The sequence below is a fragment of the Nocardia sp. NPDC005746 genome (genome assembly GCF_040630785.1).
Taxonomy (GTDB): domain Bacteria; phylum Actinomycetota; class Actinomycetes; order Mycobacteriales; family Mycobacteriaceae; genus Nocardia.
In genome coordinates this window covers 46,511-72,111 of sequence record NZ_JBEXYE010000004.1, presented here as the reverse complement: position 1 = coordinate 72,111, position 25,601 = coordinate 46,511, and the positions used below count along the sequence as shown (strand labels likewise).

Genomic DNA, 25,601 nt, shown 5'->3' with positions numbered 1-25,601 from the left:
GACCTCCCGCCCGCTATCGTCAAGCGCCCCAAGGACACCCGATGGCCCCAGCCACCTCGACCGACGCCAGCCCTCCGCCGTCCCAGGTTCCCTCGGCCGCGGGGCGCCCGACCGCCGACCGTGCGCTGCGGCGTCTGTTCCTCAGCGCGCCGTTCGCGCACGTCTGCCCGCAATTGTGCTTCGGGTCCGTCGCGTATTTCGCCGCGCTGCAGGTGCAGTCGATGGACCCCGAGCACAAAGTGCAGCAGCTCGCACTGGTCAACGCGGTCGTCGCGACCGTCTCGGTGCTCACTCAGCCGGTGGTGGGCGTCTGGTCCGACCGCACGCGGACGCGGTTCGGAGCGCGAACGCCGTGGATGCTGGCGGGCGCGGTGCTCGGATTCCTGGGCCTGATCGCGGCCGGGTTGTCCACGTCGGTCGCGACGCTGCTGATGACCGCGAGCATCGCCTATCTGGGCTTCAACACATTCGGTGGCCCCCTCACCGCGATTCAGCCGGACCGGGTGCCGGTGGATCACCGCGGCCGCTATTCGACCCTGGCCGGTCTGGGAACGGTGATCGCGGCGATCCTCGGTCCGGTGATCGGGGCGATCTTCGCCGACCGAATCCCGTTGGGATACACCGTCGTCGCCACCATCACCCTCGTCTTCGCGCTCGGATTCCTGTTAGCGAACCCGGATGCCGACAATCGAAACAGCAGCCGACCCCCGTTTTCGGTTTCCACTGTGCTGCACATGTTCTGGGTCGATCCCAGACGCCATCCCGACTTCTTCTGGGTGTTCCTCGGCCGGTTTCTGATCTGCGGCGGCTACTACATGGTGCTGACCTACCAGCTCTATATCGCCCAGGACTACATAGGCCTGACACTCACGGAAGCCACGCACCTCACCCCGATTCTGAGTCTGGTCAGCTTGCCGGGATTCCTGCTGGCCCTCGGCATCGCAGGACCGCTGTCGGACAGAATCGGTCGACGCAAACCCATCGTGCTCGCCGGCGGCATCATCATCGCCGCCTCGGCGCTGCTCCCGATCTGGTCTCCGACCGTGGGTGGGTTGATCGGATCCACCGTGGTGCTGACGATCGGATTCGGCACCTTCCTCGCCGTCGATCAAGCATTGGTCACCCAGGTACTCCCCGACGCCGACAGTGCCGCAAAGGATCTCGGCATCATCAATATCGCGTCCACCCTGCCGAGCACCTTCGCGCCGATGGCGGCCGCGGCGATCGTCACAGCCTCGCACGGCTACGGCACGCTGTACCCGGTGGTGGCACTTGTCGCCGGACTCGGCGCCCTCGCGATCCTTCCGGTCAAAACCCGATGACCCCGCCGTCCGGCGGCTCAGGGAAGGTTCTCGGCGCGGCGCAACCGGACGGCGAGCATGCTCAGGTGGTCGAGGGACTCGGACGACAGCTCGGTGGCCGTGCTCAACAGTTGCCGCAGCGTGTCGTCGTGGATATCGGCGATGACGCGGTTGTTGTCGGTCGCGTCGCAGTGCGTGGCGCCGTCGCCGAAGTAGTCCGGGTCGACGTCGAAGAAGTCGGCCAGAGCGGCTGCCAGCGCCGATGAAGGATGGGAGCGGCGACCGCGCCGGAGTTGGGACACATACGGTTCGGATACCGAGAAGCCGCGACGGTCGAGCTCGGTAACCAACCGGTGATTGGTCAAACGCTGCTGGTGTTGTTGCGCCCACTGGTCGAACAGGGCGTTCAATCGCCGGCCGAACGGACTGGGCATCAGTGAAAGATCGCGGTGGTCACCTGTCGCGCAGCGTCGAGCACCAGTGGCGCGACTCGCTCGAGCTGCGCGTCGCTCTTGCCGGTCAACGAGATTGCACCGATTGTGCTGTTGAGCGGGGTGCGGATGGCGACTGCGGTGCAGGCGATGTCGTCGAAGCATTCTCCACGCTCGAACGCGATGCCGTTTCGGACGCGTACGGCGCCGAGTTGCTTGTGCAGCAGGTTGATATCGGTGATGGTGCTCGCGGTCGACCGGGTCATCGTGCCGGCGACGCGGCGGTCCACTTCTTCGGGCATGAGCCAGGCCAGCATTGCTTTGCCCAGCGCCGTCGCGTGCGCGGGTGCTGCCGCACCGACGCGTGACGGCACGCTGCTGGCGGAGTGTCCGCCCATCTTGTCGAGGAAACACACCTGCCCTCTGTCGAGGGTTGCCAGGTGCACTGTCATACCCGTGCGCAGCATCAATGTGTGCAGCAACGGCGCGGCCGCCGATCTGAGGGCGTGGGTGTCGTCGTTGCTGCCGACCCGCAGCGCCCGTGGTCCCAGGCTGTAGCCCGAGCTGGTGCGATCGAGCCACCGGACCCGGACCATCTGTTCGATGATCCGGTGGGCGGTGGAGCGAGGCAGCCGGGTAGCCCGGGCGACATCGTCGAGTGTCAGGCGGCTGGTGCGGTAGGGAAACGTGTCGAGGATCAGGCTCATCCTCTCGATCATCGAGGGCGGGAGCTGTGAACTCTGGGGATGTGAAGCTTCGAGTGAGGCAGTCACACGACCTCCGGGAACGAACTGAAATGAATTCTAGTGACGGGTTCCAGGTTAGCAGCGCCCTGACCTCGCGGGAAGGCAAAACTGAAATTCATTCTGCCCAGTGGTCGGCGGTGTCTGCCTGCCTTCGAGGTCGGATCAGACGCGCGGCGCGGGGAGTTCGACCGCTGCCCCGAGGTCGGCCACCCCGGCGCCGACTCGGACGCTGAACAAGCCGGGTTCCCGGACCCAGGCGTGCTCGTCGGTCGACCAGTGCTCGAGGGAGCGGGGTTCGATACCGATCCGGGCGGTGACCGTCGCGCCCGGTTCCGCGTGCACCAGCGCATAGCCGGCGAGCCAGCACGCGGGACGATCGATCGCCGACGGTGCGGTACGCGAAAGATACGCCTGTACAACATGTTTTCCACGTCGCGATCCAGTGTTGGTGACGTCGACGGTGAGGGTGACCCGGCCGTCGTCCGCCGTCGTGACAGCCGGTTTCGCGATCTCCCAGGTGGTGTAGCCCAGCCCGTGCCCGAACGGGATGGCCGGTGCGGGACCGCCGACGGCGGTGCGGCGCAACCACTCCCGGTAGCCGACGTGGACGCCCTCGGTGTAGTCGAGTCGCCCGTCGACCGGCTCCACCTGCCAGACCGGCACGTCGGCCTCGGCCGCCGGCCAGGTGGTGGGGATGCGGCCGCCGGGTTCGCTGTCGCCGCTGAGGACATCGGCCAGCGCCGCGCCGAATTCCTGGCCCGGGAACCAGGCGAGCAGGGTTGCCGGAACGTCACACAGCCACGGCATCAGTACCGGGCCACCGGAATTGACCACCACGACCGTGCGGGGGTTGGCGGCGAGCACCCGGCGCACCAGCTCGTCCTGGCCCTCGGGCAGGGCGAGGGTGGGCCGGTCGAAGCCCTCGGATTCGATGGTCTCGGTGGTGCCGACGACCACGATCGCGATATCGGCGGCCGCGGCCAAGGCTTCGGCCCGCGCCAATTCCTCGGCGGGCGTGCCGAATACGTCCTCGGTGCCGAGTGCGAGCCGCGCGAGCGGGAAGCCGCCGGGCAGATCGGGCTGGAATTCGAGGATGATCTCGACCGTCCGCCCGGCGTCGAGTTCGACATCGAAGGCCCGCGACGGCGGATTCAGAATCGCCTGCAGCACATCGTCGCTGTCCGCCACGATCGGGCCGGCACTGAGCACGCGGTCGTCGATCCGGAACGTGTGGCGGCCGATGCCCGCGACGCCGAGCCGGTGATGGCCGGTGCGGTCCGGGGTGTAGTGGGCGGTGATCTGCAGGGTCGCGGTTCGGGCGAGCCGTTCGTCGCCGAACCAGCCGAATCGGCCGGTCGGGAAGATCTCCTCGGCGAACGGTGTGCCTTGCGGGTCCAGATAGCGCACCCGGATGCCCGGTCCTCCGGTGACCGGGTCGGTAACGGTACCCCGTTCGAAAGGGGCCAGTTCAGCGCTGGGCACCAGTCCGGGGGTGTAGGCGACGCGGTCGGCGCCGTAGTGCTCGCGCAGGCCTTCCAGCGGCGAGACCACCGTCTCCGGGAACACCATGGCCGAGCCGCCGCCCTGACTGCGGCCCCGGCGCGCATGGTGGCCGATGACCGCGAGCCGAGGTGCGGTGTCCGCGGCGATCGGCAGGACTCCGTCGTTGCGCACCAGCACCATGGCATCCGCGGCGACCCGCCGCAGCAGCGACCGGATGTCATCGCGATGCCACGGCGCGGGCGGAGCGACCACCGGCGCGACGGAATCCAGCGCCCCGACCCGGGCGGCCAGCCGCAGCAACCGCAGCGCCTTGTCGTCGACGGCGGCCTGGTCGACCGTTCCGGCTCGGATGGCCTCGACCAGCGCGTCACCCCACAGGGTGTCGGGGCCGGGCATGACCAGATCCTGACCGGAGGCGGCCGATTCGACGGTGTCACGGACCGCGGTCCAGTCCGAGACGACCGCGCCGTCGAAACACCACTCGTCCTTGAGCGGCGTGCGCAGCAGCGGATTCGCGCTCATGGTGGCGCCGTTGACCTGGTTGTACGAGGACATGACCAGCCACGCTCCGGCCTCGACGACCATTCGCTCGAACGGCGCCAGGTACACCTCGCGCAAGGTGCGCTCGTCCACTCGTGCGTCCACGGTGAGCCGCTCGGTTTCACTGTCGTTGGCGACATAGTGCTTGGCTGTGGCGCCCACACCGTGCGCCTGCACCGCCGCGACATAGGCGGCGCCGATCCGGCCTGAGAGCCACGGATCCTCACTGAGCGCCTCGAAATGCCTTCCACCACGCGGAGATCGGTGCAGATTCACCGTCGGCCCCAGCACGATATCGACCTTCTTCGCCCGAGCCTCGGCCGCGATCAGCGCACCGAGCCGGTCCACGAGTTCCAGGTCCCAGGTCGAGGCGACCGCGGTGGCCGAAGGCAGGCCGGCCGAAGGGTCCCGGTCGTCCATCGACACACCGCGGACACCGGAGGGACCGTCCGACATGACGATCGACCGCAAGCCGATGGCGGGCTCGGCGGGCAGCGACCAGGCCGATTCGCCGCTCAGGAGCCGAACCTTCTGTTGCGTCGTCAGCTTGTCCAGCAGCGCGGTCAGATGCGCTTCCAGATCGGGCGAGTCGGCGGGCAAGGGGTGATTCATTTCTTCTCCGGTGTGAGGTCGCGGTTTTCGGAATCGGAGGTCCTGCCGGTGCCGAGTGGGGCTCGGGCGGGGCGTACGAGCAACGACAGGACCAGTGCGGCGAACGCGGTCGCCGTGGCGAACCAGAATCCCGACTCGAAGCCCCGGTCGGCGAACACCCCGGGAATCGGATTGAGCTGGGGTGGCATTCCGGGGACACGCACACTGGCCGCTATCGGGTGCGCTGCCGCGGAGGCGATGACGACAGCGACACCGACCGCCGTACCCACACCCTGGACCAGGGCGAAGATGCCGAAGCCCGCACCGGTGTGCTCGCGCGGCACCGTCTCGGCGACGAGAACCGTTGCGGCCGTGTAGAAGAAGCCGAGCGCCAACCCGAAGGCCGCGTTGGTGAGGGTGAGAATGTCCCAGGTGTGCGATCCGGCGGCCTCGACCAGAGCGATCGCGGCGAACAGCGCCGCGGCCGACAACAGCGGGAGCCGGGCGCCGAGCCGACGCGCCACGACCGCGCCGATCACGCCGAAGGCAATCGTGATCATGCCCTGCAGCAGCGCGATACGCAGGCCGTACTCGTGGGTGGTGAAGCCACTGCCGTAGCTGAAGCCCGGGACCAAACTCACCTCGATCGCCTCGGGCGGCAGGAGCGTTCCGGTGGCCTGTGTGATCTTCGCGAGTGTGCCTGCGACGACGCTGTTTTCGATCTCGGCCGGGCTGGGCGTGCGGGCCATGTAGGTGATCGCGTAGGTCTGGACACCGATCGTGCACGAGGCGAGCAGTCCCACCGCGAGCAGCAGGCCGAAGCGAGGCCGGCGCAACACGAGCGGATCGATCAGCGGCACGTGCAGGCGCGGCTGCACGAGGACGAACACGGCCAGTATCGCCAGCCCGCCGACCAGCCAGGCCAGGCTCGTGGACCTGGTCCAGCCCCAGTCCTGCCCCCGGTCGACATAAACCATCACCAGTGCGGCGCCGACTGTGACCAGGGCCGCGCCGGTAAGACCGAGGCGCTGGCGCGCAACGGGTTTCGAACCCGGTACGGCCAGCGCGATCAACGGGATCAGCACCAGCGTGAACGCCAGCGACAGCCAGAATGCCGCGCTCCAGCCGTGCGCTCCGTTGAGCCAGACAGCCAGCGGCGCGACGGCCGTGGCGAACCCGGATCCGGCGGCGATCGCGCCGAACCCGAGCGCGGGGTCGTTGTGCGGCAGCAGATCCCGGACCAGTCCGTAGGCGACGACCGCACCCGCGACGGCGAAGGACTGCAGGCACCGGCCGAACAGGAAGACCGCCCAGCCGCCCGCCAGCGCGCAGACCAGAGACCCCGCCGCGAACAGCACGCCGCATGCCACGAACGTTCGCTTGCGGCCCCAACTATCGCCGATCCTGCCGATCAGCGGTGCGGCGGCGGCTCCGATGAGACCGGACACGATGATGGTCCACGCGGAATTCGCGCCACTGCCCGGGAAGGCGGCCGCGATCTTGTCCAGAGCGGCTGCGGCCATCAGTGTCTGGATCGGTGCGATCTCGCTGAACAGCACGATCAACACCACCGCGATGAACACTCGGGCACGGGGCTCGACAGTGGGAGTTGTGGACATACCAACCCCTTTCGGGAATACAACTGACGACAAACGCGTGACATCACGCAACGGGAGCAGCGATCAGAATGGTTGCGCCGGAAAGGGCGAAATCGAACGCGCTCATGTCGTCTCGACGAACTCAACTACCAAATGAGTTGAGTGAGTGAATTATTGCACAAGAGGGGTTTGGCGGCGGTGAATTCGAGATTTTCTCGACAATCGCCTCTCAGCTATTGCCCGGAGCGTCGATCCAGGGGACCGATGACGCGGTGAACCAGTTCCATCCCCGGGCATTCCACACTCTCGAATGAGCGGCGAGACGCTGCCTGTAATCGAGCCAGTCCGGCCTGGTGCGGGCGCGCCAGGATCGTTCACCCACACCGGCCAATCGCGGAAGGAGCAGTAGCTCCAAATCCTCACGTCCAGTGACCGTTTCGCACCATGCGGCAGCCTCGAACCCGACCAGCCGGGTGTCCAGATCGACGCCGGGGAGCTCGTCTTCGATTTCCCAGTTCACCCCATCCTCCACCGAGGTCGGCGTATAGGCGGCCATCCCGAGGCGGCTTCGAGCCTGTTCGTGACTCGGGTCGAGGGCTGAATCCGCGAACGGGCGGTCGAGGTAGTAGCGGGATGTCGGCGACGCAATGATATTCGCGCCCAACGCGAGTGCTCGCTGGAGATCGGTCCGGCCGCGCTCCAAGTTCTCTCGCACCACCTCGACGAATTCCGGGGGGATGAGTTCTTCCAGCCGTTGCGACCCGAGCATGGCGTCCACTTCGGTCAGGCTCATCCAATATTGCACGGTTTCTCTGGCGGAGACTTCGGTGCGAGCCATCTCCTGCCAGCCGATGACGTCCTTGCCCTGCTCTCGGACAATCGCTGCGGCCCGCTCGAGAAACGCGATGTGATCGTCGGCCGGCATGCCGAACGCCTCGTCGCCACCGATGTGAATGAAGGCCGAGGTCGTGAACTGGTCGGCCAGCACCGCGACCACGTCCTCGACGAACGACCATGTTCGATCAGCCGCCGGGTCGAGATAGACCGCGCCGCCGTGATTCTCTGGCGCCAACTCAGGATACGAGCGAATCGCGGCTGCGCTGTGGCCCGGCATATCGACCTCGGGCACCACGGTCACGAAGCGGTCCGCGGCGTATTCGACGAGCTCGGCGATGTCCGCGCGCGAGTAGAAGCCCCCCGGACGGTCTTCGGCAGCTCCGGCGGCACCGACCGTGAGTAGTCGGGGCCACCCGGGGACGTCGAACCTCCAGCCCTGGTCGTCGGTCAAATGCAGGTGCAGCACGTTGAACTTGTAGAGCGCGAGCATGTCGATGACCCGTTTCACCGTGTCCACGTCATGGAATGTCCGGGCCACGTCGAGGGTCAGCCCCCGCCACGAGTAATCGGGGACATCGCGGATCGACAGCGTCGGGATGCGGGCCGCCCCAGCGGCCGATGTCGCCGCGGCCAGTTGGCGAAAGGACGTCAACCCCCGGTACACGGCTTCTGGGCCGGGGCCCCAGACCACCACGCCGTCCTCGTCGACTCGAAGCCCGTGTCTCTCGTCCGCCGAGACCGCGCCGTCGGCGCGGCCTCCCCGGGACCGGGGCAGATCGTCGAGGCCGAGGTCGTCGAGCCGCACTCGGAGCGCCGCCGAGGGTGCGGGATCCATCGTGACGAGCAGTCGGATGCCGGTGTCGGTCCGCAGCTCGTTCGCGAATCCCTCGGCGACATCGCGGAGTTCGGGCGAATCCACCGCCACGGTCATGCCGTCCTCCAGCACGAACCAGCCGGTGCCCGGCCGGTGCTCGTACGTCTTCGGAATGATCAAAGCCGTTCCCTTCCGCTATCTAACACGTGTAAGATAGTGTGAGCATAAGGGTGACGAGATCCGCATCGCAACGAGGAGGGCAATTGTGGCCAAACGGATGACGCCGGAAGCTCGGCGTCTGGAAATTCTGGCCGTTGCCCGTCAAACCATCGCCGAACACGGGATTCGGGCCTTGTCGATCCGCGAGCTCGCGCGCCGCTGCGGCATGTCCGCGCCCGGGCTGATGCACTACTTCCCCGACATGCAGACCTTGCTGGTCGCGGTGCTCGATGAGCGCGACAAAGCAGATTCGGCCGCTGTGTTCGACCAGGTCGACGGCAAGGGGCTGCTCGCAATCCTTGACGCGGGCGTCGACTACTACAGCTCGCGCGCTCAGGAATCGAAGAACTTCGACGCACTCGAGGCGGAGGCTCAGGATCCTTTCCATCCCGCGCACGCGTATTTCGCCGAACGATTCGACCGAATGGTCGAATCTGTTCGACCGTATGTAGCGGACGAGTCCGGCGATTCGGACGACTTGTTCAGGGTCGTGCGGCTGATCCTCGAAGGCTCACGGGCCCAAGCACTTCGGGGCGTGTCACTCGAAGAACGACTCGCTGACTGGCAGGCGGTGCGCAAGGTGCTCCTGTCGCACCTCGGTAACTGAACTCGGCCTCGAAATCCCTGCTCTCTTCCGGGAGGTAAATGCGTCTTCTTTTAATTACGTGTTCCTGAATTGGTGTCGGCTGGCGGATGTGTCAGTCGGCGCCTATTCGTGTTCCTATGAATTCTCGCATAATAACGATTCTCCAGATCTTTCCGAACTCTCCCCAATTCGTCGACCATTATGTAATCTAGGTCATCGGCGCGACTCTGAACGTTCAGTCGATTAGGCGCTGTGCATCCCCAGTTTCTTCTGTCTGCGGTCGCGCCCTTTTCTCAACCGCCTAATCAAATCGGAATTATGAGGACCAAGATGAATCTCTACAGGCGAATGAGCCCGGTGGTGATCGCTGCCATGATGGCAACGGCCGGCGTCGCCGCGTCCGGTGACGCCTCCGCGTCGCCGGGGCCCGCTGCCCCCGCGGATTCGACGCATTACCAGGGGGCGATCGTCGGCGACAGCGTTGTCGCGACCGCCGAGGACGGAAAGTTCGTGCGGGACACGGACACCGGGACCGTCTCGCTGCACAACTCGTCGGGGGCAACGGTCGATTCGACGCCCACGGCCTACGTTCTCGACGGACAGCGGTACCCGATCGCCACGCAGATCTCGGCCGACGGCCACACGGTGCGGCTGACTCCGCAGCTGCCGGCGAATACCGGTGGGTCGGCGGTGCGCCCGGTCGCCTCGCCCTTGGAAAACCAGCTGGCGATGAACGACCTGATCAACTCGGTCGGCTTCGGTTTGTCCGCCGGCACGCTGGTCGGGACGATCGTCGGCGCTGTGATCGGTGTCGGTGCCGGACTCGCCATTGCCGGGGCATCGTGCCTGGTCCTCAGCATCGGCTGCGTGCTGACGGTGGCGCCGCTGATGACGATGATGGGCGCGGCGGGCGGGGTCGTCGGTCTGGCGTTGGGCGGCGCTCCCGGACTGCTCCAGGGCATGTGGAACTACTACACCACCATGCAGGCCGCTCCCGGACAGAGTCAGTACGCGTCTCAGCTACCCGGGCTGGCAAAGCCGACCCCCGAGCAGCCGGAGGCCGGACAGTGATGATCCGCAAGGCTGCCATCGTCACTGTGACGGCTGGATCGTTGCTCACGGCGTCAACGGCGGCCATGCAACCGGCATCGGCCGACCCCGCGAACCCAGCCGTCGGGTACCGGAGCGAGGTGTCCGACAAGCAGGTCGTCACCACGATCGACGCGGGCACCTTCACACCGGCTGCCGATGGCGGATCCATCATCGTCTCCGACGATGCCGGACAGATCGTCACCCAGCTGCCACTTGCCTTCGCCCTCAACGGAATCCGATACGACATCCGGCACGACATCGCCGCGGGCGGTCGAACCCTGGATCTCGCCCCGGATCTGGCCAGCGCGCAGCCGATCGCGTCTCCGCTGGAGAATCAGCTCGCCGCCAACGAGAGTCTGGGCAATTTCGGTGTGGCACTGGCACTGGGCCCGCTCGCGGGCGCGGCGGCCGGAGCCATCGTCGGCGCGGTACTCGCGGTGGCGACGTGCGCCGTTCTCGCGGTGGGCTGCCTGGTAACCGGATTGCCGATCATCGGTGTATTCGCCGGTGCCGGCGGACTCGCGGGCACGGTCCTGGCCGGACTGGCCGGAGGCTGGTCGAGCGGATTGGACTACCTCAACACCCTGACCGCCCCACCGGGCCAGAGCAGGTACGCCAAGGACGGCGCGGGCACCAACGCCGCCGGAATCCCCGACTCCCCGATGCGATTCCCGCGCCTGCCCAGCGGCTCCGCCTCGGGCAGCGGTTAGTCACGGGCATCAGGGTGCTCGGTCGAATTAGCCGGGAAGCCAACGAAGTCCGATAGATGACCTGATCAGGGCTGTATCCGCAGCCCTGATCAGCATGTGAATCCCAGACCCTCGCAGCCGATGCCAGTCGGCAGCGGACGGCAGCGGGACCCGGGCGGAGGGAATGCGCGGGTCCCGTTGTCCTCGAACGGATCAGCCCTGCGGCTGGGAGAAGCGCAGGTGGTTGCCCCAGGGGTCGGCGAAACCGCAGTCGCGCATGCCGTACGGCTGGTCGATCAGCGGCTGCTCGACCGGGACGCCCGCGGCTTCGAGTCGCTTGAAGGTCGCGTCCACGTCCTCGGTGACGAAGATCAGGGTGCCCATGGCGCGGCTTTCCAGGCGGGCGCGATTGGCTTGGACGGCAGCCTCGTTCGGGTTCATGGTGGGGGTTTCGAGCAGGAACTCGATGCCGGGCTGGGTGGCCGGGCCGACGGTGAGCCAGCGGACGTCGCCGAAGAACGGCATGTCCTGGCGTACCTCGAGGCCGATCACGTCGCGGTAGAACTCCAGGGCTTGCTGCTGATCGCCGACCAGTACGGCGACGTGGGTGAGTACGAGATCTTTTCCGGTGGTCATGGCTGTCCTTCTTCCTCGCGGTAACCGGGGGTCGTGGGTGCAGACGGGGCCGCACGAAGAAAGTAATCGGTGCGGCCGACAGTGTCTCCGACCCGAAGCGCGGCCGGTGCCGGCGGAGGTCCGTGAGACCTGGGGGCCGCAGCGAGCGCGGTATGCGGGGAGCGAGCCGCGTAGGATGATGTCCCTAGGTCCAGGTCGGAAGCGCACCTGGGTCTTCGTGTCTCAGCTCTGACCTCCTTCTACACCTGATGTGGTGCGGCCCGGATCTGCCTTGGTTTGCTATCCGCCGAGGAAGGGAGCCGTGATGAGCACTGCAGCGGAACGGGCAGCCCAGCTGGATTTGGTCGCTCGACTCAAATCTTCGTATTCCGAAATTCCGGACGCGCCGACTCCCGATCTCCTGGATCACGAGCACTTGGCGGCCTATATGAAGACGGTGCATGACGTCGGCGGTGAGCCGGATGCGCCGATGAAATACGAGAACAAGCAGTACGAGGTGTGGGAGCACAACACCTATGTGATGTGCGAGGTGCTCGCTTGGCGCGGGATCTGGCTGTCGGAGGAGCGGCGCCGGATGGGCAATGTCGACGTCGGTCGCGCGATCTACTTGGGGATTCCGTATTACGCTCGCTGGCTGCTGGCCGTGGCGCGCGTCCTGGTCGAGAAGCACCACATCGGCCTCACCGAGTTGAGCGAGCGGATGGTCGAGGTCCAGGACCGCTATGCGGGTGGTCTCAACGGCAGGCCCATCGAGGCTCGCCCCAAGTTCGAAGGGGACGGTTCAGGGGTCGAACGGAACCGGCATCACATCGAGGCGGTTGGCAAGGGTGATCCGCAGGTGTTCGCCGGGCGTGCCGGTGAACCGAAGTTCCGCGTCGGCGATACCGTGATGGTGCGCGAACTGCCGGCGCTGTTCTACACCCGGACACCGGAGTACGTCCGCGGCGCCACAGGTGAAATCGCCTCTGTCGCTTATGAAAGCCCGGCCGCCGAGGATGAAACCTGGGACCGGCCCGACGCGAAACCGGAGTGGTTCTACGTCGTTCGGTTCAATCTCTCCGAATTGTGGTACGGCTACACCGGAACGAGCACCGACACCCTGCAAACCGAGCTGCCCGAGCGTTGGCTGAAAGGGATCGAATGACCGGCCATGATCACGACCATGACCATGACCATGCGCGCACGGTCGCGCCGATGGTCGACGAGATAACCGACTTCGAAGTCCTGGAGATCGCACTACGCGAACTGTGCATCGAGAAAGGCATCTTCACGGCCGAGGAGCACCGCCGCTTCACCGAATTCGCCGAGCAGATCGGGCCCACCCCGGCCGCGCACCTGGTGGCCCGGGCGTGGCTCGACCCCGAATTCAAAGCGCTCGCTCTCGCCGAACCCATGACCGCCAGCCGGGAAGTCGGCGTCGACTGGCTGGAACCCACCGGCTTCGGAACACCCAGCGATTTCACCGCATTCGAGATCCTCGAGGACACGCCGACCCTGCACAACGTGATCGTCTGCGCCTTGTGCTCGTGCTATCCGCGGCCGATCCTCGGCAATTCCCCCGAGTGGTATCGCACGCCCAACTACCGGCGGCGCCTGGTCCGCTGGCCGCGCCAAGTGCTGTCGGAATTCGGTCTCGAACTGCCCGAGGGTGTTTCGGTGCGAGTGCAGGACTCCAACCAGAAGCACCGGTTCATGGTAATGCCCATGCGGCCGGAGGGAACCAACGGCTGGGACGAAGACCAGCTCGCCGACATCGTCACGCGCGACTGCTTGATCGGTGTCGCGCTGCCGAAGGTGGGCGTGACGAGCAACGTCATCACCGACACGCGTCCGGCCATCCATCCGGTCGACTGAGGGAGCGGGCAATCGTGAGCACGGAAGAAATCTCGTCGCTGCGGAGCATTGTGGAACGAAACCAGGTCTGGCCGCGGATGTCCGCGAAATACGGGGTCAGCAACCCGGTGCCGCCCTGGAAGACCAGCCTGGACGGTATATGCGACGCCCTGGACAATGCCGCCTGCGCGGCGAATATCCCTGATTTCAAGGAGCGCCGCGACGAAGAGGACTCCTTGTCGTCGACCATCTACGCCGACCTGCCCTACCCGGAAAACCAGCTCGTCGCCTTGGCGCACTCGCTGGTGGTCCGCGGCGTCATCGACGAATCCGAACTCCAGGAACGCCTCGCCACCATCCGAGCCAGACTGGAAGCCTGACCACGGAGGGTGAGCTGAGGATGTGACAACCCCATTCGGTTGGTCGGACGACTGCGGCGCTTCGTCGAGCCTGATCTCGACGTCGTCGGCGAGATCTGTCGGGCGATTCCGCCGAATGGGGGTGACGGTGTTGCCAAGTACTTGCTGATATCGATAGTGGGGTGTCGGGGCCGGGGAGGAATCCGTAGTTTCCGGTATTTCTGCTGGTCGACTACTTACGGATGGGCGGTGGGGGTGGGGAGTACGTAGGGTGGCGCGTATGTCGAGGAATCCCTTCTTTGAGCGCAGTGTGCTGCCGTATGAGCTTCCGGAGTTCGCGGAGATCGGGGACGAGCATTATCTGCCCGCGTTCGAGCGGGGAATGGCGGAGCAGCTGGCCGAGGTCGCGGGGATCACGGCGGGGGAGGGGGCGGTGACCTTCGCGAATACCGTTGAGGCGCTGGAGCTCTCGGGGCAGTTGCTGGGGCGGGTGTCGCGGGTGTTCTTCAATGTGGCGTCGTCGGATTCGACGGAGCGGACCGAGTCGATCGAGGCCGAGGTGTCGCCTCGGCTGGCGGCGCACGAGGACTCGATTCTGCTGGACGGGAAGCTCTTCCAGCGGATCGAGGGACTGTACGAGCGGCGGGAGGAGCTCGGTCTGGATGCGGAGCAGGTGCGGCTGCTGGAGCGATATCGGCTGCGGTTCGTGCGGGCGGGGGCGCGGCTGGACGCGGGGCAGCAGGCCCGGTTGCGGGAGTTGAATGCCGAACTCGCGTCGGCGTCGACGCTGTTCAAGAAGAACAATCTGGCCAACACCAACGCCGCGGCGCTGATTCTGGATCGCGCGGAACAGGTGGAGGGGCTCGCGGACGCGGCGGTGGCGGCCGCGGCCGAGAACGCGGCGGCGCTCGGGCACGCGGGGGCGTGGGCGTTGAGTTTGCAGAACGTGTCGAACCAGCCGGTGCTGGCCGAGCTGGCAGACCGCGACGTGCGGGAACGCATGATGGCGGCGTCACTGGGGCGCGGTTTCGGCGACGGGGGTAATGCCGAGCTGGCGGTGCGGATGGCGGCGTTGCGGGCCGAGCGGGCAGCGCTACTGGGGTACTCCGATCATGCGGCGTACGTGGTCGAGGATCAGACCGCGAAGACGGTGGACGCGGTGGAAGAGATGCTGGCGCAGCTCGTTCCGCCCGCGGTGGCCAATGCCGAGCGGGAACAGGGCGAACTCACCGCGGCCATGCGCGCGGCGGGCGACGACGAGGAGCTTCGCTCCTGGGATTGGCAGTTCTGGTCGGAAAGGATTCGCGCGGAACAATTCTCGGTCGACGCCGAGGCGCTGCGTCCCTATTTCGAGCTCGAACGTGTGCTGTGGGACGGCGTCTTCTTCGCGGCCGGTGAGGTGTACGGCGTCACCTTCCAGGAGCGCCCGGATCTGATCGGCTATCACCCCGAAGTCCGGGTGTTCGAGGTCTTCGACGCCGACGGCTCCGGGCTGGGTTTGTTCCTCGGCGACTTCTTCGCTCGCCCGTCCAAGCGGGGCGGCGCGTGGATGAACAGCCTGGTCGGTCAGTCGACCCTGCTGGGCACGCGCCCGGTCGTCGTCAACAACCTCAATATCGTGAAGCCGCCGGAGGGCGAACCTGCCCTGCTCACCTGGGACAATGTGCGCACCCTGTTCCACGAGTTCGGTCACGCGCTGCACGGGCTGTTCTCGAGTGTGCGGTACCCGTTCTTCTCCGGGACGGCGGTGCCCCGCGATTTCGTCGAGTTCCCGTCGCAGGTGAACGAGATGTGGATGTCGCGCCCGGAGGTGCTGGCCAACTACGCCAAGCATGTCGAGACCGGGGAGCCGATGCCCGCCGAGCTGGTCGAGCGCATGCTCGAGGCGGGCCAGTTCGGTGAAGGCTTCCGGACGGTCGAATACCTGGCGGCCGCGCTGCTGGACTGGGCCTGGCATCGCCTGCCCGCCGGGGCCACCGACGGCGTCGACGCCGAAGCCTTCGAGGCCGAAGCCCTCGGCAAGGCGGGCGTCGCCCTGCCCGCGATCCCGCCGCGCTACCGCACCGCCTACTTCTCGCACATCTTCGCGGGTGGTTACGGCGCCGGCTACTACTCCTACATCTGGAGCGAGGTGCTCGACGCCGACACCGTCACCTGGTTCGAGGACGAGGCCGCGTCCATCCGCGACAAGGGTGAGGCGTTCCGCCGGGAACTGCTCTCCCGCGGCGGCGCGGTCGACCCGATGGCGGCCTTCGAATCGTTCCGAGGCCGCCCGCCGATCATCGAACCCCTGCTGACCCGGCGAGGACTGACCGCCTGACCGGGCCGCCTCGGCTCACATCGGGTAGATGGCGTGCTTGCGCGGGTTGAATTCCGGCTTCACCCTCGGCTTGTCGCGTAGCAGCCGGAGGGCGTGGCGGATTTCCAGGCGGGTCCGGGACGGTTCGATCACCGCGTCGATGTAGCCGCGTTCGGCGGCGATCCACGGCGTGGCGATCGTCTCGTTGTACTGGTTGACCATGAATTCGCGGGCGGCGGCGCGGTGTTCCTCCGGCATCGCCGCCAACTGGCGTTTGCCGAGCAGGTCGACCGCGCTGTCGGCGCCGATCACCGCGATGCGGGCGGTCGGCCACGCGAGGCTGATATCCGCGCCGACCTGCCGGGCCGCCATCATGCCGTAGGCGCCGCCGTAGGACTTGCGCACCACCAGGTTGATGATCGGGACGGTGGCCTCGATGATCGCCCGGGGCGTGCGACCGCCGCGGATGATCACGCCGGCCGCCTCCTCCGCGAGACCCGGCAGCACGCCCGGGGTGTCGGCGACGAACACCAGCGGGATGTTGAACGCGTCGCACAGCCGGATGAAGTAGGTCGACTTGTCCGAGCAGGCCGCGTCGATCGAACCGCCCAGCACCAGAGGCTGATTGGCGATCACACCGACCGGATAGCCGTCGACGCGGGCGAATCCGGTGATGAGATTCGGCGCGAATGCCGCACGGATTTCATGGAATTCGCCGTCGTCGAAGAGGCGCAGCAGAATCTCGTGCATGTCGTAACCGGCGCGATCGGAATCCGGGATGATCGTGTCGAGTTCCAGGTCGTGCGCCGTAATCTCCGGCTCCAGGCCGGGATTCACGATCGGCGGCTGCTCGAGGCAGCTGGTCGGCATATAGCTCAGGTAGTCGCGGGCCCATCGGTAGGCCTCGTCCTCGGTGTCGGCGACGTGGTGCAGGGTGCCGCGTTTGGCCTGCACTTCCGCGCCGCCGAGTTCTTCGGCGCTCACGTCCTCGCCATTGACGGCTTTGATCACGTCCGGCCCGGTGACGAACATGTAGGAATCCTTGGTGCCGATGAGCACGTCGGTATTGATGGGCCCGTACACCGAACCGGCGGCGCATTTCCCCAGAATGATCGACACCTGCGGCACATAGCCGGACAGCTTCTCCAGCACCCGGGAGATATCGCCGAACGAGGCGATGGAACCCACCGCGTCCTGGATGCGCGCACCGCCGGAATCGTTGATCGTCACCACCGGGCACGCGGTGTCGAACGCGAATTGCAATGCCCGCATGAACTTCTGCGCCGACGTCACCCCGACCGACCCGCCGTACACGGTCTGATCATGCGAGATCACCACCACCGGACGGCCCCCGATCAGGCCGCGGCCGGTCACCAGCCCGTCACCGTACAGTGCGTCCGCTTGACCCGGCTGGCGAGCCAGCGCCCCGGTCTCGATGAACGTCCCGGGATCGAGCAGCATGTGCACCCGCTGCCGAACGCTCGGAATTCCCTTCTTCTCCCGTTTGACGATCCCGGCTTCCCCCGCCGGTTCCGCCGCGATCTCCAGGATCTTGGCCAGTTCATCGAGCTTCGCCCGCGTACCGATCACTTAGTGCCACCTTCTGAGCCGAACCGTTGTGCGCCAGCGAGGTTAATCGGTATCGCCCCGAAACGGGGGCCCACCTTTTCCTCGGCACGGCCGTCGGAGCCCGTCGGCTACCGGTACCAGACTCCGGAATCCCAGTCGCCGTAGTCGTGGACGTCGAAGTCGTAGCGGATGTGGGCGCCCGCGGCGTAACCCTGCCAATCGGCCGCGGTGTCGCAGATCGGGTCGTCGTGGTTGCAGACGCTGAGAACCGGGACGCTCCCGAACCAATCGTCCACGCCGGAGAGGGGGTAGCCGACGAGCGAATTGCCGGGCGTCGCGGACACCCCGCCTTCGCCGGGACCAGGGGCACGCTTGGGGTCGGCCAGGAGAATGGCGTTCGTGTTGGCGGCGTTCGGGTGCGCCGTAATCCACGCGTGCAATATGGCCGCGCCCTGACTGTGTCCAATCAAGCGAATATGGTCGCCCGGGCATTCTGCACGGTGCGACCAGAAGAGCCGGTCGACTTCGTCGAGCGCCGCTGCCGGGGCGGCGGAACTGTAGGTGATGACCCGGTCGGTATAGGGGGCGAATGCCGACTGGACACTGTCGCCACCACCGATTCCGATCGTCCAGGTCCCGGTACAGCTGTCCGCGCCAGCCTGGGGAATCATCGCGGGGGCGGTGGGGAAGAGGATGGTCATCAGCAGTCCGGCGAGGAGCGCCGTTGCTCTACGCATAGTCGTACTTCCTCGTACACGGCGAATCCGACTTCAGCTTACGCAAAAATGATCCGACCGGTTTGGTGGTGAATTCGGGGTCCCCGGAGGGGTTGGGGATCGGTAATCTGGTGGGCACAACGGTCGCGGGGCAGATGGGGGCCGGCGATGAGTGGCGCGGACTCGGACCAGTGGTTGCCTGCGCAGCCCGGGGGGATCAAGGACCTGTTGGCGTGGGAACTAGGGGACGGGACTGCGTATTTCGCGTCAGCGGGATCCGACGGGACGGTCAAGGTCTTCGACGGGGCGAGCGGTGAGTCGGTGGGGCGGCCGCTCGTCGGACACGTCCACGCGGTGTTCACGTTGGGGTATTGGCGGGAGAGGGAGGGGGTTCGTCTGGTGTCTTCGGGCACCGATGGGTTTGTCTGCGTGTGGGATCCGCATGCTGGTGCCCTGATCGGTCGGTTCGACACCGACCACCTGACCAGCGTGCGGTCGCTGGCGTGCTGGTCCGGGCCCGAGGGGGTACGGGTCGCGACCGGTGGGTACGACGCGACGGTACGGATCTGGGATCCGTTGACCGGCAAGAGAATCGGAGAGCCGTTCGAAGGGCATACGGGGCCGGTCGCGGAGCTGATCTGCTGGGAGGTGGCGGACGGGGTATGGCTGGTCGCGTCCGCGGGCGACGATGGGACGGTGCGGGTGTGGGATCCGCTGGACGGGTCGCTGGTGTGCGGGCCGCTCGACTCCGGGTCTGGCGTCGAAGACCTGTGCACGTGGACCGGGCCCGAGGGATCGCGGTACCTCGCCGCGGGCAGTAGTCAGAACGGTGTCGTGCACATCTGGGACCTCTCGACAGCGGGTTCCTCATCGGTGCAGATCAACGTCGGCCGGGGCTTGTGGGCGATGACGTCGTGGGCGGACGGAGTCAGGCTGCTGGCGACCGGTGATTCGGGCGGATACATCACCCTCTGGGATGTGGCCACCGGTAAGGAAACCGGCGTCCGACTGCGCGGATCGCCGATGGCGGTGAATGCGTTGGCGCACTGGCGGACACAGCAGGGTGGTATTCGAATTGCGAGCGGGCTGGCGGACGGCCGGATCCGTGGCTGGGACATCGGCAGCGACACGGCTGCGTACGAAATCACCACCGGGCATACGGCTTCGGTGTGGAGCGTGGTCAGTTGGAAAACCCCCGCCGGGCAGCCGCGGCTCGCTTCGGCGGGTGCAGACGGTGTCATTCGCGTATGGGACCCGGATTCCGGTCGGCTGCTCTGTGATTCAACGGAACACCGCGGGCCCGGAATCTGGGCGCTCGCAACATGGTCAGAACCGGACGGCCGCACACGTCTGTGCTCAGGCACTCTGGACGGTCGGGTCCGATTCTGGGACGCGGAGACCTGCACGCCGATCGGTACCGAGTTCGTGGCGCACGTCGCTTCGGTCTCGGCCTTCGCGATCTGGCGCAAGCCCGACGGTACGTTGCGACTCGCGTCGGGCGGCGATGAGGCGGTTGTGCGGATGTGGGATCTCGCCACCGGTGATTCGGTGGGCGAGGCGATTCAGCATCCGGGCGGCGTGATGGTGCTGAGGTGCTGGCAATCCGCGAACGGAGCGACGACGATGGTGTCCATCGCGGATCGTACGGTGCGGATCTGGGATCCGGACAGCGGACTGCTGATTCGAGAAGAAGTGATCAACCAGGCCCGCGGGCTGGACTCACTGTGCAGTTGGCAAGACGCTGCGGGTACCCATATTGCTCTCGGTGGCTACGACGGCATGATCCGCGTCTGGGATCTCGACTCCACGCCGATCACCGAGACGGTTCTCAGCGGGCACATCGGTACGATTCGCGCACTGACCGCGTGGGTCCGTCCGGACGGTCGCGCCAGGCTGGCCTCGGCGGGCTCCGACGGAATTCGCGTCTGGGACCCCGCGGCCGCACGCGCCATCGGTGCGGCGCTGACCAACCACCGTGCAGGCCTGCGGACCATGACCAGTTGGGAGACCGTCGACGGATCGGTGCGCCTGGCCTCGGCGGGCGACGACGGCACCGTCAAGATGTGGGATCCCGAGCGCGGGATCGAACTGCGGACCGTGGAGGTCGGCGCGGTCGGAATCTGGGGGCTCTCGGACTCTCCCGCGCAGCAGGACCTGCTCGATCGCACGGTCCTCGTCAACGCGATCGCGGATCAGGTGAGTCCGCCTATCGGGTCCGTCGAGAACGATACGGCCGGACCCGCCATCGTGACGATCGAAGGCCCTTGGGGTTGCGGCAAGAGCACTTTGATGGAATTGGTGCGGCAGAAGGTCAGCGCGGGCTCGGATCACGCCGCGCGCGACGGGGTTCGGACACGGCGGCTGACCGTACACGGTGCGATGAAGCTGTTGAAGCGTCCGGCACCACCCGGGCCGGGGCGGGCGGCTACGCTGCGGCGCGGCGTGGTGACGGCTTGGTTCAATCCGTGGGCTCATCAGTCCGGTGAACAGATCTGGGCGGGGTTGACCGAGGCGATCGTGGAGGCGGTTGAGCCCGCGTTGTATCCGAGTGAGGCTGAGCGGGAACGGTATTGGTTCGCGCACAATATCGTGCGGCTGGATCGCTACGCGTTGTATCGGACTCTGCGGCGGCGGATCGTCTCGCCGCTGTGGGGTGTGGCGCTGGTGACGGTGGCATTGCCCTTGGCCTTGGCGATCGGGCAGCTGGGGCGGTCGTTCCGATTGCTGGACTCTGCGGTGGCGGCGGTGCTGGCGGTAACGCCCGCGGTGGTGTTATTGCTCGCGGGGGCGGTGCATTCGGCGTATCGGTATTTCCGGGGGTGGGCGGTCGGTTATTTGCCGTACGACGTGTTTTCGGGGCCGGTGAGTATGTCGGGTCTGTCGGTTCCGACGGCAGTGGAGCCGGGGGAAGCCGGGCCGATCGATCCGCTGCGGCAGGCCGCGCAGGGTTCGTTGTATCTGCATCAGCACGATGTCAGTGAAATGATGGCGGACGTCACTGCGGCCGGGTACAGCCTGATCGTATTCATCGATGATCTGGATCGGTGCAGGGCGGCAACGATTTCCGAGGTCTTCGAGGCGGTGAATCTGTTCCTGACCGGCTTGACGTCGGGTGGATACCACGCCCGGTTCGTGATCGGGGTGGACCCGGCGGTGGTCGCCGCACATTTGGACAGCGCATACGAAACGGTCGGCAGCCATCGGATCGCACCGCAGAGCGATGACCCGAGCATCGGGTGGGCGTTCCTACGGAAACTGGTACAACTGCCGGTCACCGTGCCGAGGATTTCCAGCCAGGCGATTTCGAGCTTCGTCGATCGGGCGACCGGTGAAGTCGGTGCGATCCTCGCAGTACAGTTCAATTCGGTCGAAGCAACCCTGGTCGGAACACCCGCGGTACCCACGAGTGAGAGTCCGCAGCCGGTCGTGGCGCAATCCGCCTCCGCCTCCGCCCCGGCCCGATCCACGTCCCCGGCCCGCGCCTTGTTCACGGGCCGGACGATCGTTCAGACGGTGCCGTGGCGGCTGATGGAAAAGCATCCCCGGGTTCGCGGTCTTCTGGTCGAGCGCCTGGCTGCCCAGCCCGATCGATCGATTCGAGAAGCCAAGCGGCTCATCAATATCTGGCAGCTATACGAGCGGGTGTTGTCGGCGGGCGACCCGATCGACGATCCGGCGGCGCGCATCGATCGAGCCCGGCATCTCGTGGTGCTCGCCGAGATCATCGCCCGATGGCCTGCGCTGCAACCATTTCTGAACCGGCACGACGCCGAGCAGCACGGCCTGCGGATCCTGGCCGAGGCCGTCGATGACGACGAAGCCTGGCAGCAGGGTGTCAGGCGACTCGGCATCGATCCGGAGCGGCATCGGAAAGCCCTCGCCAACCTGCGCGGCCTCTTGGAGGCTTACGACGGCAAGGCGGTCGCTGATCTGGCGCACCGCCTGATGTGACCCGGATCAGTAATCGAGCGCGTGCTCCGGTTGGCAGACGTCGAGCGGGGAGGGAAGGTAGCGCACGATCGCGTCGAGGAGCGGGGCGGTGTCGTTGCTTCGGGGGGTGGCGCTGCACAGGATGGGGACCACGTCGCCGAGGCGGGTGAGGGAGCGGATGCGGTGGTGCAGGTGGTCGAGGGTGAGTTCGGCGGGGGTCGAGTTCTCGGTGTCCTCGGTGAGGGTACGGATCAGGGCGCGGTAGCCGTGTTCGGCGGACTTCCAATGGGGGCCGTAGATTTCGGCGGCCAGGGGTTCCAGGGCCCAGAGGGGGAGGAGGTCGATGACGCCTTCGAAGGTGGGGCCGGCGCCCAGCGGGAGTTGCAGGGGCAGCGGGATGGCGCCGCGGGTGTCGGCGATGGTGCGGAGGCAGCGGGGGAAGTTGGCGGCGGCGTGGTCGAGGGAGGTGACGAGGCAGAGGCGCGCGACCTGGTGGTCGTCGGCGATCTGGAGGATCGTCTCCAGGCGGGGCGCGTTGGTTTCGGCGGCGTTCACGACCGCGATGACGCTGTCGGCGACGCGGATGGCGCGTTGCAGGATCGGGATGGGGGCGTGGCTGGAGACCTCGGACAGGCGGATCGTGTGATCGGCTCGGTCGGCGGACCAGCGCAGCTCGGGGCCGGGGTGGGCGGAGCCGTGCAGGCGGTGCAGCAGTCGGGTGGTGTCGGCGGGGTCGCCGATGAGCGTCACGTTGCGGATCGACTGCGGGTCAATAGCTTTGGTGGCCATCGCGGTGGGTTACTCCTCAATCCGAGGGTTCACCGTACCTCCGGGGGTGGATCGCGCGTGGGGAATTCGCCCCCAAAGTAGAACGTGTTCCTATACCGTCGGGCTTGTGCAGAAAGAACAACGCCCCGCCGTGGCCGACTGGTTCACTGCGGATGACGGTGTGGCGCGGCTGCGCGGCAGCCGCTGCAAGGAGTGCGGCACACCGTATTTCCCGAAGAACACCCTCGCCTGCCGGAACCCCCGGTGCGCGGGCCCGAAAGACGGCTCCGAGCTGGAGGACTACCTGTTCTCCACCCGTGGCCGGATCTGGTCGTACGCGGATGCCCGGTACAAGCCGCCCGCCCCGTACGTCTCGGGTGACCCGTTCGAACCGTACGTGATCGCGGCGGTCGAGCTCGAGGTCGAGAAGATGGTCATTCTCGGACAGGTGGTGCGCGGGTTCACCGTCGACGACCTGGCCGTGGGCATGCCCGTCGAACTCGCCATCGGCACCCTGTACGAGGACGACGAGGCGGAGCACACGGTGTGGAAGTGGAGGCCGGTCAATGACTGACACGAATCGCGATATCGCCGTCCTCGGCGCGGGCATGCACCCGTGGGGCAAATGGGGACGCAACTTCGTCGAATACGGACTGGTCGCCGCCCGCGCCGCGCTCGCCGACGCCGGAATCAAGCACGAGGACGTCGGCTACATCGCCGGCGCGGACACCATCCGCAACGGCTACCCGGGCTTCGTCGCCGGCGCGACCTTCGCCCAGGCGCTGGGCTGGTCCGGTGCGCGCATCTCGAGCAGCTACGCCGCGTGCGCCTCCGGTGCGCAGGCCATCGCCAACGCGCGCGCCCAGATCCTGGCCGGGCTCACCGATGTGGCGCTGGTGATCGGCGCCGACACCACCCCGAAGGGCTTCTTCCAGCCGGTCGGTGGCGAACGCCGCGACGACCCGGACTGGCTGCGCTTCCACCTGCTCGGCGCGACCAACCCGATCTACTTCGCGCTGTACGCCCGCCGCCGCATGGCCTTGCACGGCGCCACGCTCGACGACTTCGCCGCGGTCAAGGTGAAGAACGCCCGCCATGGCCTGAACAACCCGTACGCGCGCTACCGCAAGGAGGTGTCGGTCGAGGAGATCGCCGCCTCGGCCATCGTCTCGGATCCGCTACGGCTGCTGGACATCTGCGCCACCAGTGACGGCGGCGCGGCCCTGGTCCTCACCTCGATGGACTACGCGCGCAAGCACGGCATCGCCGACCCGGTCCGGATCAGCGCCCTGTCGACGGTCACCCCGGTCTTCCCGAAGACCGTGCTCGACCTGCCGGACTTCGCGACCGACTCGGCCCTGGCCGTCGAGCCGCCGCCGCACACCTTCCGGTCCTCCCTCGCGCACGCCGCGTACGAGGAGGCCGGTATCGGCCCCGAGGACCTGTCGATGGCCGAGGTCTACGACCTGTCCACCGCCCTGGAGCTGGACTGGTACGAGGACATCGGCCTGTGCGAGGTCGGTGGCGCGGAGGCGCTGCTGCGCAGCGGCGCAACCACATTGGGTGGTCGCGTCCCGGTCAACCCCTCCGGCGGTCTGGCCTGCTTCGGCGAGGCCATCCCCGCCCAGGCCATCGCGCAGATCTGCGAGCTCACCTGGCAGTTGCGCGGGCAGGCCGACGGCCGTCAGGTGGAGAACGCCCGCGCCGGCATCGCGGTGAACCAGGGCCTGTTCGGCCACGGTTCGGCGACCATCGTGACGCGCTGAGGACCCTCGTGACGCGCTGAGTTCGAGTCCACTCCGAAAAACCCGGGCCCAGGCCCGGGTTTTTTCGTGCCCGGGGTCGTGCCGGTTGCCATCGGCAAAGATCCCGCGTCGGGTTTTCATACCGACAACCCTTCGGTTCACGGAAATCGTGTCGCCCCAGTGCTTCCCGGCGATTTATTCGCTAATCGGGACTATTCACAACCGCGGTCCGGGATCGACTGTGGCTGGGATACCAAACGGTCCAAAACACTCATGTGAATTAGCGATATTTCATATGCTCTGGCCCGCGGAGTGGGACGACCGCGTCCCGCTCCGACAACCTGGATAAGAGGGACAGTTTATGAAACGAACGATTCTTGTGGGCATCGCGTCGGCGGCGCTGCTCGGGGCCGGCATCGGAACGGCTGCGGCGGACGGGATTCCGCTGACCCCGGCCGCCCCCGTGGACCTGCCCGTCACGTCCGGTTCGGCCTCGGAGCTCGGCAACGCGGTGGGCACCGGGTCGGTGGGCCTGACCGCGCTGGGCGCGAGCCTGGGCAGCGCGTTCGGCGGCGGGTACGCGGACGGTGTCCTCAGCACCCTCTCGGCGGGCATCTCCTCGCACTAGCGTCGGAGTCGCGACGGCGGTCGCAGGGCGGTTCTGGCCCCGCGACCGCCGTCGTGCGTCACGGCGACCGTTCCCCTCGTGAGGGCGACGTGGATCTCACATGCGGGTAGCCGAGGATTGTGCGACTTCGGGGCTGGATAGAGTCGACAGCACGTGCAGATCGAGGAAACC

At 66.8% G+C, this 25,601-nt stretch carries 21 protein-coding genes; 12 read left to right on the top strand and 9 right to left on the bottom strand.

The window, feature by feature from the left end:
• The first annotated feature begins 41 nt into the window (after nt 1-41).
• On the top strand, nt 42-1,322 hold the full coding sequence (locus tag ABZ412_RS09195) for an MFS transporter (RefSeq protein ID WP_357278328.1): 1,281 nt from the start codon (nt 42-44) through the stop codon (nt 1,320-1,322).
• Between the two features lie 17 nt (nt 1,323-1,339).
• On the opposite strand, the gene ABZ412_RS09190 is transcribed toward ABZ412_RS09195, so the two are convergent.
• The 5 genes from ABZ412_RS09190 to ABZ412_RS09170 all read right to left on the bottom strand — a co-directional run bounded on the left by ABZ412_RS09190 (nt 1,340) and on the right by ABZ412_RS09170 (nt 8,541).
• Entirely contained in the window at nt 1,340-1,735 is a 396-nt protein-coding gene (locus ABZ412_RS09190) for a transcriptional regulator (RefSeq protein ID WP_357278325.1), read from the bottom strand.
• Nucleotides 1,735-2,439, bottom strand: coding sequence for an IclR family transcriptional regulator (locus ABZ412_RS09185; protein WP_357278323.1), 705 nt, complete (start codon nt 2,437-2,439; stop codon nt 1,735-1,737). Before ABZ412_RS09185 ends, ABZ412_RS09190 begins: the two co-directional genes overlap by 1 nt.
• 201 nt (nt 2,440-2,640) lie before the next feature.
• Entirely contained in the window at nt 2,641-5,133 is a 2,493-nt protein-coding gene (locus ABZ412_RS09180; RefSeq protein ID WP_357278321.1) for a glycoside hydrolase family 3 C-terminal domain-containing protein, read from the bottom strand.
• The gene (locus tag ABZ412_RS09175) at nt 5,130-6,731 is read right to left on the bottom strand and encodes an MFS transporter (RefSeq protein WP_357278318.1); all 1,602 of its coding nucleotides are present in this window, start codon (nt 6,729-6,731) and stop codon (nt 5,130-5,132) included. The genes ABZ412_RS09180 and ABZ412_RS09175 overlap by 4 nt, the downstream gene beginning before the upstream one ends.
• Before the next feature lie 208 nt (nt 6,732-6,939).
• Entirely contained in the window at nt 6,940-8,541 is a 1,602-nt protein-coding gene (locus tag ABZ412_RS09170) for a family 20 glycosylhydrolase (protein WP_357278316.1), read from the bottom strand.
• Between the two features lie 85 nt (nt 8,542-8,626).
• On the opposite strand from ABZ412_RS09170, the gene ABZ412_RS09165 reads away from it, so the two are divergent.
• From ABZ412_RS09165 to ABZ412_RS09155, 3 genes are all read left to right on the top strand, one after another.
• Nucleotides 8,627-9,187 carry a helix-turn-helix domain-containing protein gene (locus ABZ412_RS09165; protein WP_357278314.1) on the top strand — a complete coding sequence of 187 codons (561 nt, stop codon included), beginning with the start codon at nt 8,627-8,629 and terminating at the stop codon, nt 9,185-9,187.
• Nucleotides 9,188-9,496: 309 nt separating this feature from the next.
• Nucleotides 9,497-10,237 (top strand): hypothetical protein, encoded by a 741-nt coding sequence (locus ABZ412_RS09160; protein ID WP_357278312.1) that lies wholly within the window; start codon nt 9,497-9,499, stop codon nt 10,235-10,237.
• A 119-nt stretch (nt 10,238-10,356) separates the two neighbouring features.
• Nucleotides 10,357-10,968 carry a hypothetical protein gene (locus ABZ412_RS09155; protein WP_357278309.1) on the top strand — a complete coding sequence of 204 codons (612 nt, stop codon included), beginning with the start codon at nt 10,357-10,359 and terminating at the stop codon, nt 10,966-10,968.
• 192 nt (nt 10,969-11,160) lie between these two features.
• On the opposite strand, the gene ABZ412_RS09150 is transcribed toward ABZ412_RS09155, so the two are convergent.
• Entirely contained in the window at nt 11,161-11,583 is a 423-nt protein-coding gene (locus tag ABZ412_RS09150) for a VOC family protein (protein WP_357278307.1), read from the bottom strand.
• 304 nt (nt 11,584-11,887) lie between these two features.
• On the opposite strand from ABZ412_RS09150, the gene ABZ412_RS09145 reads away from it, so the two are divergent.
• The 4 genes from ABZ412_RS09145 (at nt 11,888) to ABZ412_RS09130 (ending at nt 16,095) form a co-directional block, all read left to right on the top strand.
• Nucleotides 11,888-12,727, top strand: coding sequence for an SH3-like domain-containing protein (locus ABZ412_RS09145; RefSeq protein WP_357278305.1), 840 nt, complete (start codon nt 11,888-11,890; stop codon nt 12,725-12,727).
• On the top strand, nt 12,724-13,437 hold the full coding sequence (gene scnC / locus ABZ412_RS09140) for a thiocyanate hydrolase subunit gamma (RefSeq protein WP_357278302.1): 714 nt from the start codon (nt 12,724-12,726) through the stop codon (nt 13,435-13,437). Before ABZ412_RS09145 ends, scnC begins: the two co-directional genes overlap by 4 nt.
• Nucleotides 13,438-13,448: 11 nt before the next feature.
• A complete protein-coding gene (locus ABZ412_RS09135) occupies nt 13,449-13,796 on the top strand; it encodes a thiocyanate hydrolase (RefSeq protein ID WP_357279005.1) in 348 nt (115 codons plus the stop codon).
• A 259-nt stretch (nt 13,797-14,055) separates the two neighbouring features.
• Entirely contained in the window at nt 14,056-16,095 is a 2,040-nt protein-coding gene (locus ABZ412_RS09130; RefSeq protein WP_357278300.1) for a M3 family metallopeptidase, read from the top strand.
• A 15-nt stretch (nt 16,096-16,110) separates the two neighbouring features.
• Here ABZ412_RS09130 and ABZ412_RS09125 read toward each other — a convergent pair whose 3' ends face one another.
• Nucleotides 16,111-17,664, bottom strand: coding sequence for an acyl-CoA carboxylase subunit beta (locus tag ABZ412_RS09125; RefSeq protein ID WP_357278297.1), 1,554 nt, complete (start codon nt 17,662-17,664; stop codon nt 16,111-16,113).
• A gap of 107 nt (nt 17,665-17,771) precedes the next feature.
• A complete protein-coding gene (locus tag ABZ412_RS09120) occupies nt 17,772-18,380 on the bottom strand; it encodes a cutinase family protein (RefSeq protein WP_357278295.1) in 609 nt (202 codons plus the stop codon).
• A gap of 378 nt (nt 18,381-18,758) precedes the next feature.
• On the opposite strand from ABZ412_RS09120, the gene ABZ412_RS09115 reads away from it, so the two are divergent.
• On the top strand, nt 18,759-22,310 hold the full coding sequence (locus ABZ412_RS09115) for a P-loop NTPase fold protein (protein WP_357278293.1): 3,552 nt from the start codon (nt 18,759-18,761) through the stop codon (nt 22,308-22,310).
• Between the two features lie 6 nt (nt 22,311-22,316).
• On the opposite strand, the gene ABZ412_RS09110 is transcribed toward ABZ412_RS09115, so the two are convergent.
• On the bottom strand, nt 22,317-23,078 hold the full coding sequence (locus ABZ412_RS09110) for a GTP-binding protein (RefSeq protein WP_357278290.1): 762 nt from the start codon (nt 23,076-23,078) through the stop codon (nt 22,317-22,319).
• A 130-nt stretch (nt 23,079-23,208) separates the two neighbouring features.
• On the opposite strand from ABZ412_RS09110, the gene ABZ412_RS09105 reads away from it, so the two are divergent.
• From ABZ412_RS09105 to ABZ412_RS09095, 3 genes are all read left to right on the top strand, one after another.
• Entirely contained in the window at nt 23,209-23,631 is a 423-nt protein-coding gene (locus tag ABZ412_RS09105; RefSeq protein WP_357098208.1) for an OB-fold domain-containing protein, read from the top strand.
• The gene (locus tag ABZ412_RS09100) at nt 23,624-24,823 is read left to right on the top strand and encodes a lipid-transfer protein (protein WP_357278287.1); all 1,200 of its coding nucleotides are present in this window, start codon (nt 23,624-23,626) and stop codon (nt 24,821-24,823) included. Before ABZ412_RS09105 ends, ABZ412_RS09100 begins: the two co-directional genes overlap by 8 nt.
• Nucleotides 24,824-25,163: 340 nt before the next feature.
• Nucleotides 25,164-25,430: a hypothetical protein gene (locus ABZ412_RS09095; protein ID WP_357278285.1), complete on the top strand. Its 267-nt coding sequence runs from the start codon at nt 25,164-25,166 to the stop codon at nt 25,428-25,430.
• Nucleotides 25,431-25,601: the final 171 nt, after the last annotated feature.

What these genes read in the sequence shown, in the direction of transcription:
- ABZ412_RS09130 (WP_357278300.1), top strand. Translation starts at nt 14,056, where the DNA reads ATGTCGAGGAATCCCTTCTTTGAGCGCAGTGTGCTGCCGTATGAGCTT.
- ABZ412_RS09180 (WP_357278321.1), bottom strand. Translation starts at nt 5,133, where the DNA reads ATGAATCACCCCTTGCCCGCCGACTCGCCCGATCTGGAAGCGCATCTG.
- scnC (WP_357278302.1), top strand. Translation starts at nt 12,724, where the DNA reads ATGACCGGCCATGATCACGACCATGACCATGACCATGCGCGCACGGTC.
- ABZ412_RS09190 (WP_357278325.1), bottom strand. Translation starts at nt 1,735, where the DNA reads ATGCCCAGTCCGTTCGGCCGGCGATTGAACGCCCTGTTCGACCAGTGG.
- ABZ412_RS09120 (WP_357278295.1), bottom strand. Translation starts at nt 18,380, where the DNA reads ATGCGTAGAGCAACGGCGCTCCTCGCCGGACTGCTGATGACCATCCTC.
- ABZ412_RS09110 (WP_357278290.1), bottom strand. Translation starts at nt 23,078, where the DNA reads ATGGCCACCAAAGCTATTGACCCGCAGTCGATCCGCAACGTGACGCTC.
- ABZ412_RS09100 (WP_357278287.1), top strand. Translation starts at nt 23,624, where the DNA reads ATGACTGACACGAATCGCGATATCGCCGTCCTCGGCGCGGGCATGCAC.
- ABZ412_RS09145 (WP_357278305.1), top strand. Translation starts at nt 11,888, where the DNA reads ATGAGCACTGCAGCGGAACGGGCAGCCCAGCTGGATTTGGTCGCTCGA.
- ABZ412_RS09175 (WP_357278318.1), bottom strand. Translation starts at nt 6,731, where the DNA reads ATGTCCACAACTCCCACTGTCGAGCCCCGTGCCCGAGTGTTCATCGCG.
- ABZ412_RS09150 (WP_357278307.1), bottom strand. Translation starts at nt 11,583, where the DNA reads ATGACCACCGGAAAAGATCTCGTACTCACCCACGTCGCCGTACTGGTC.
- ABZ412_RS09095 (WP_357278285.1), top strand. Translation starts at nt 25,164, where the DNA reads ATGAAACGAACGATTCTTGTGGGCATCGCGTCGGCGGCGCTGCTCGGG.
- ABZ412_RS09195 (WP_357278328.1), top strand. Translation starts at nt 42, where the DNA reads ATGGCCCCAGCCACCTCGACCGACGCCAGCCCTCCGCCGTCCCAGGTT.
- ABZ412_RS09185 (WP_357278323.1), bottom strand. Translation starts at nt 2,439, where the DNA reads ATGAGCCTGATCCTCGACACGTTTCCCTACCGCACCAGCCGCCTGACA.
- ABZ412_RS09160 (WP_357278312.1), top strand. Translation starts at nt 9,497, where the DNA reads ATGAATCTCTACAGGCGAATGAGCCCGGTGGTGATCGCTGCCATGATG.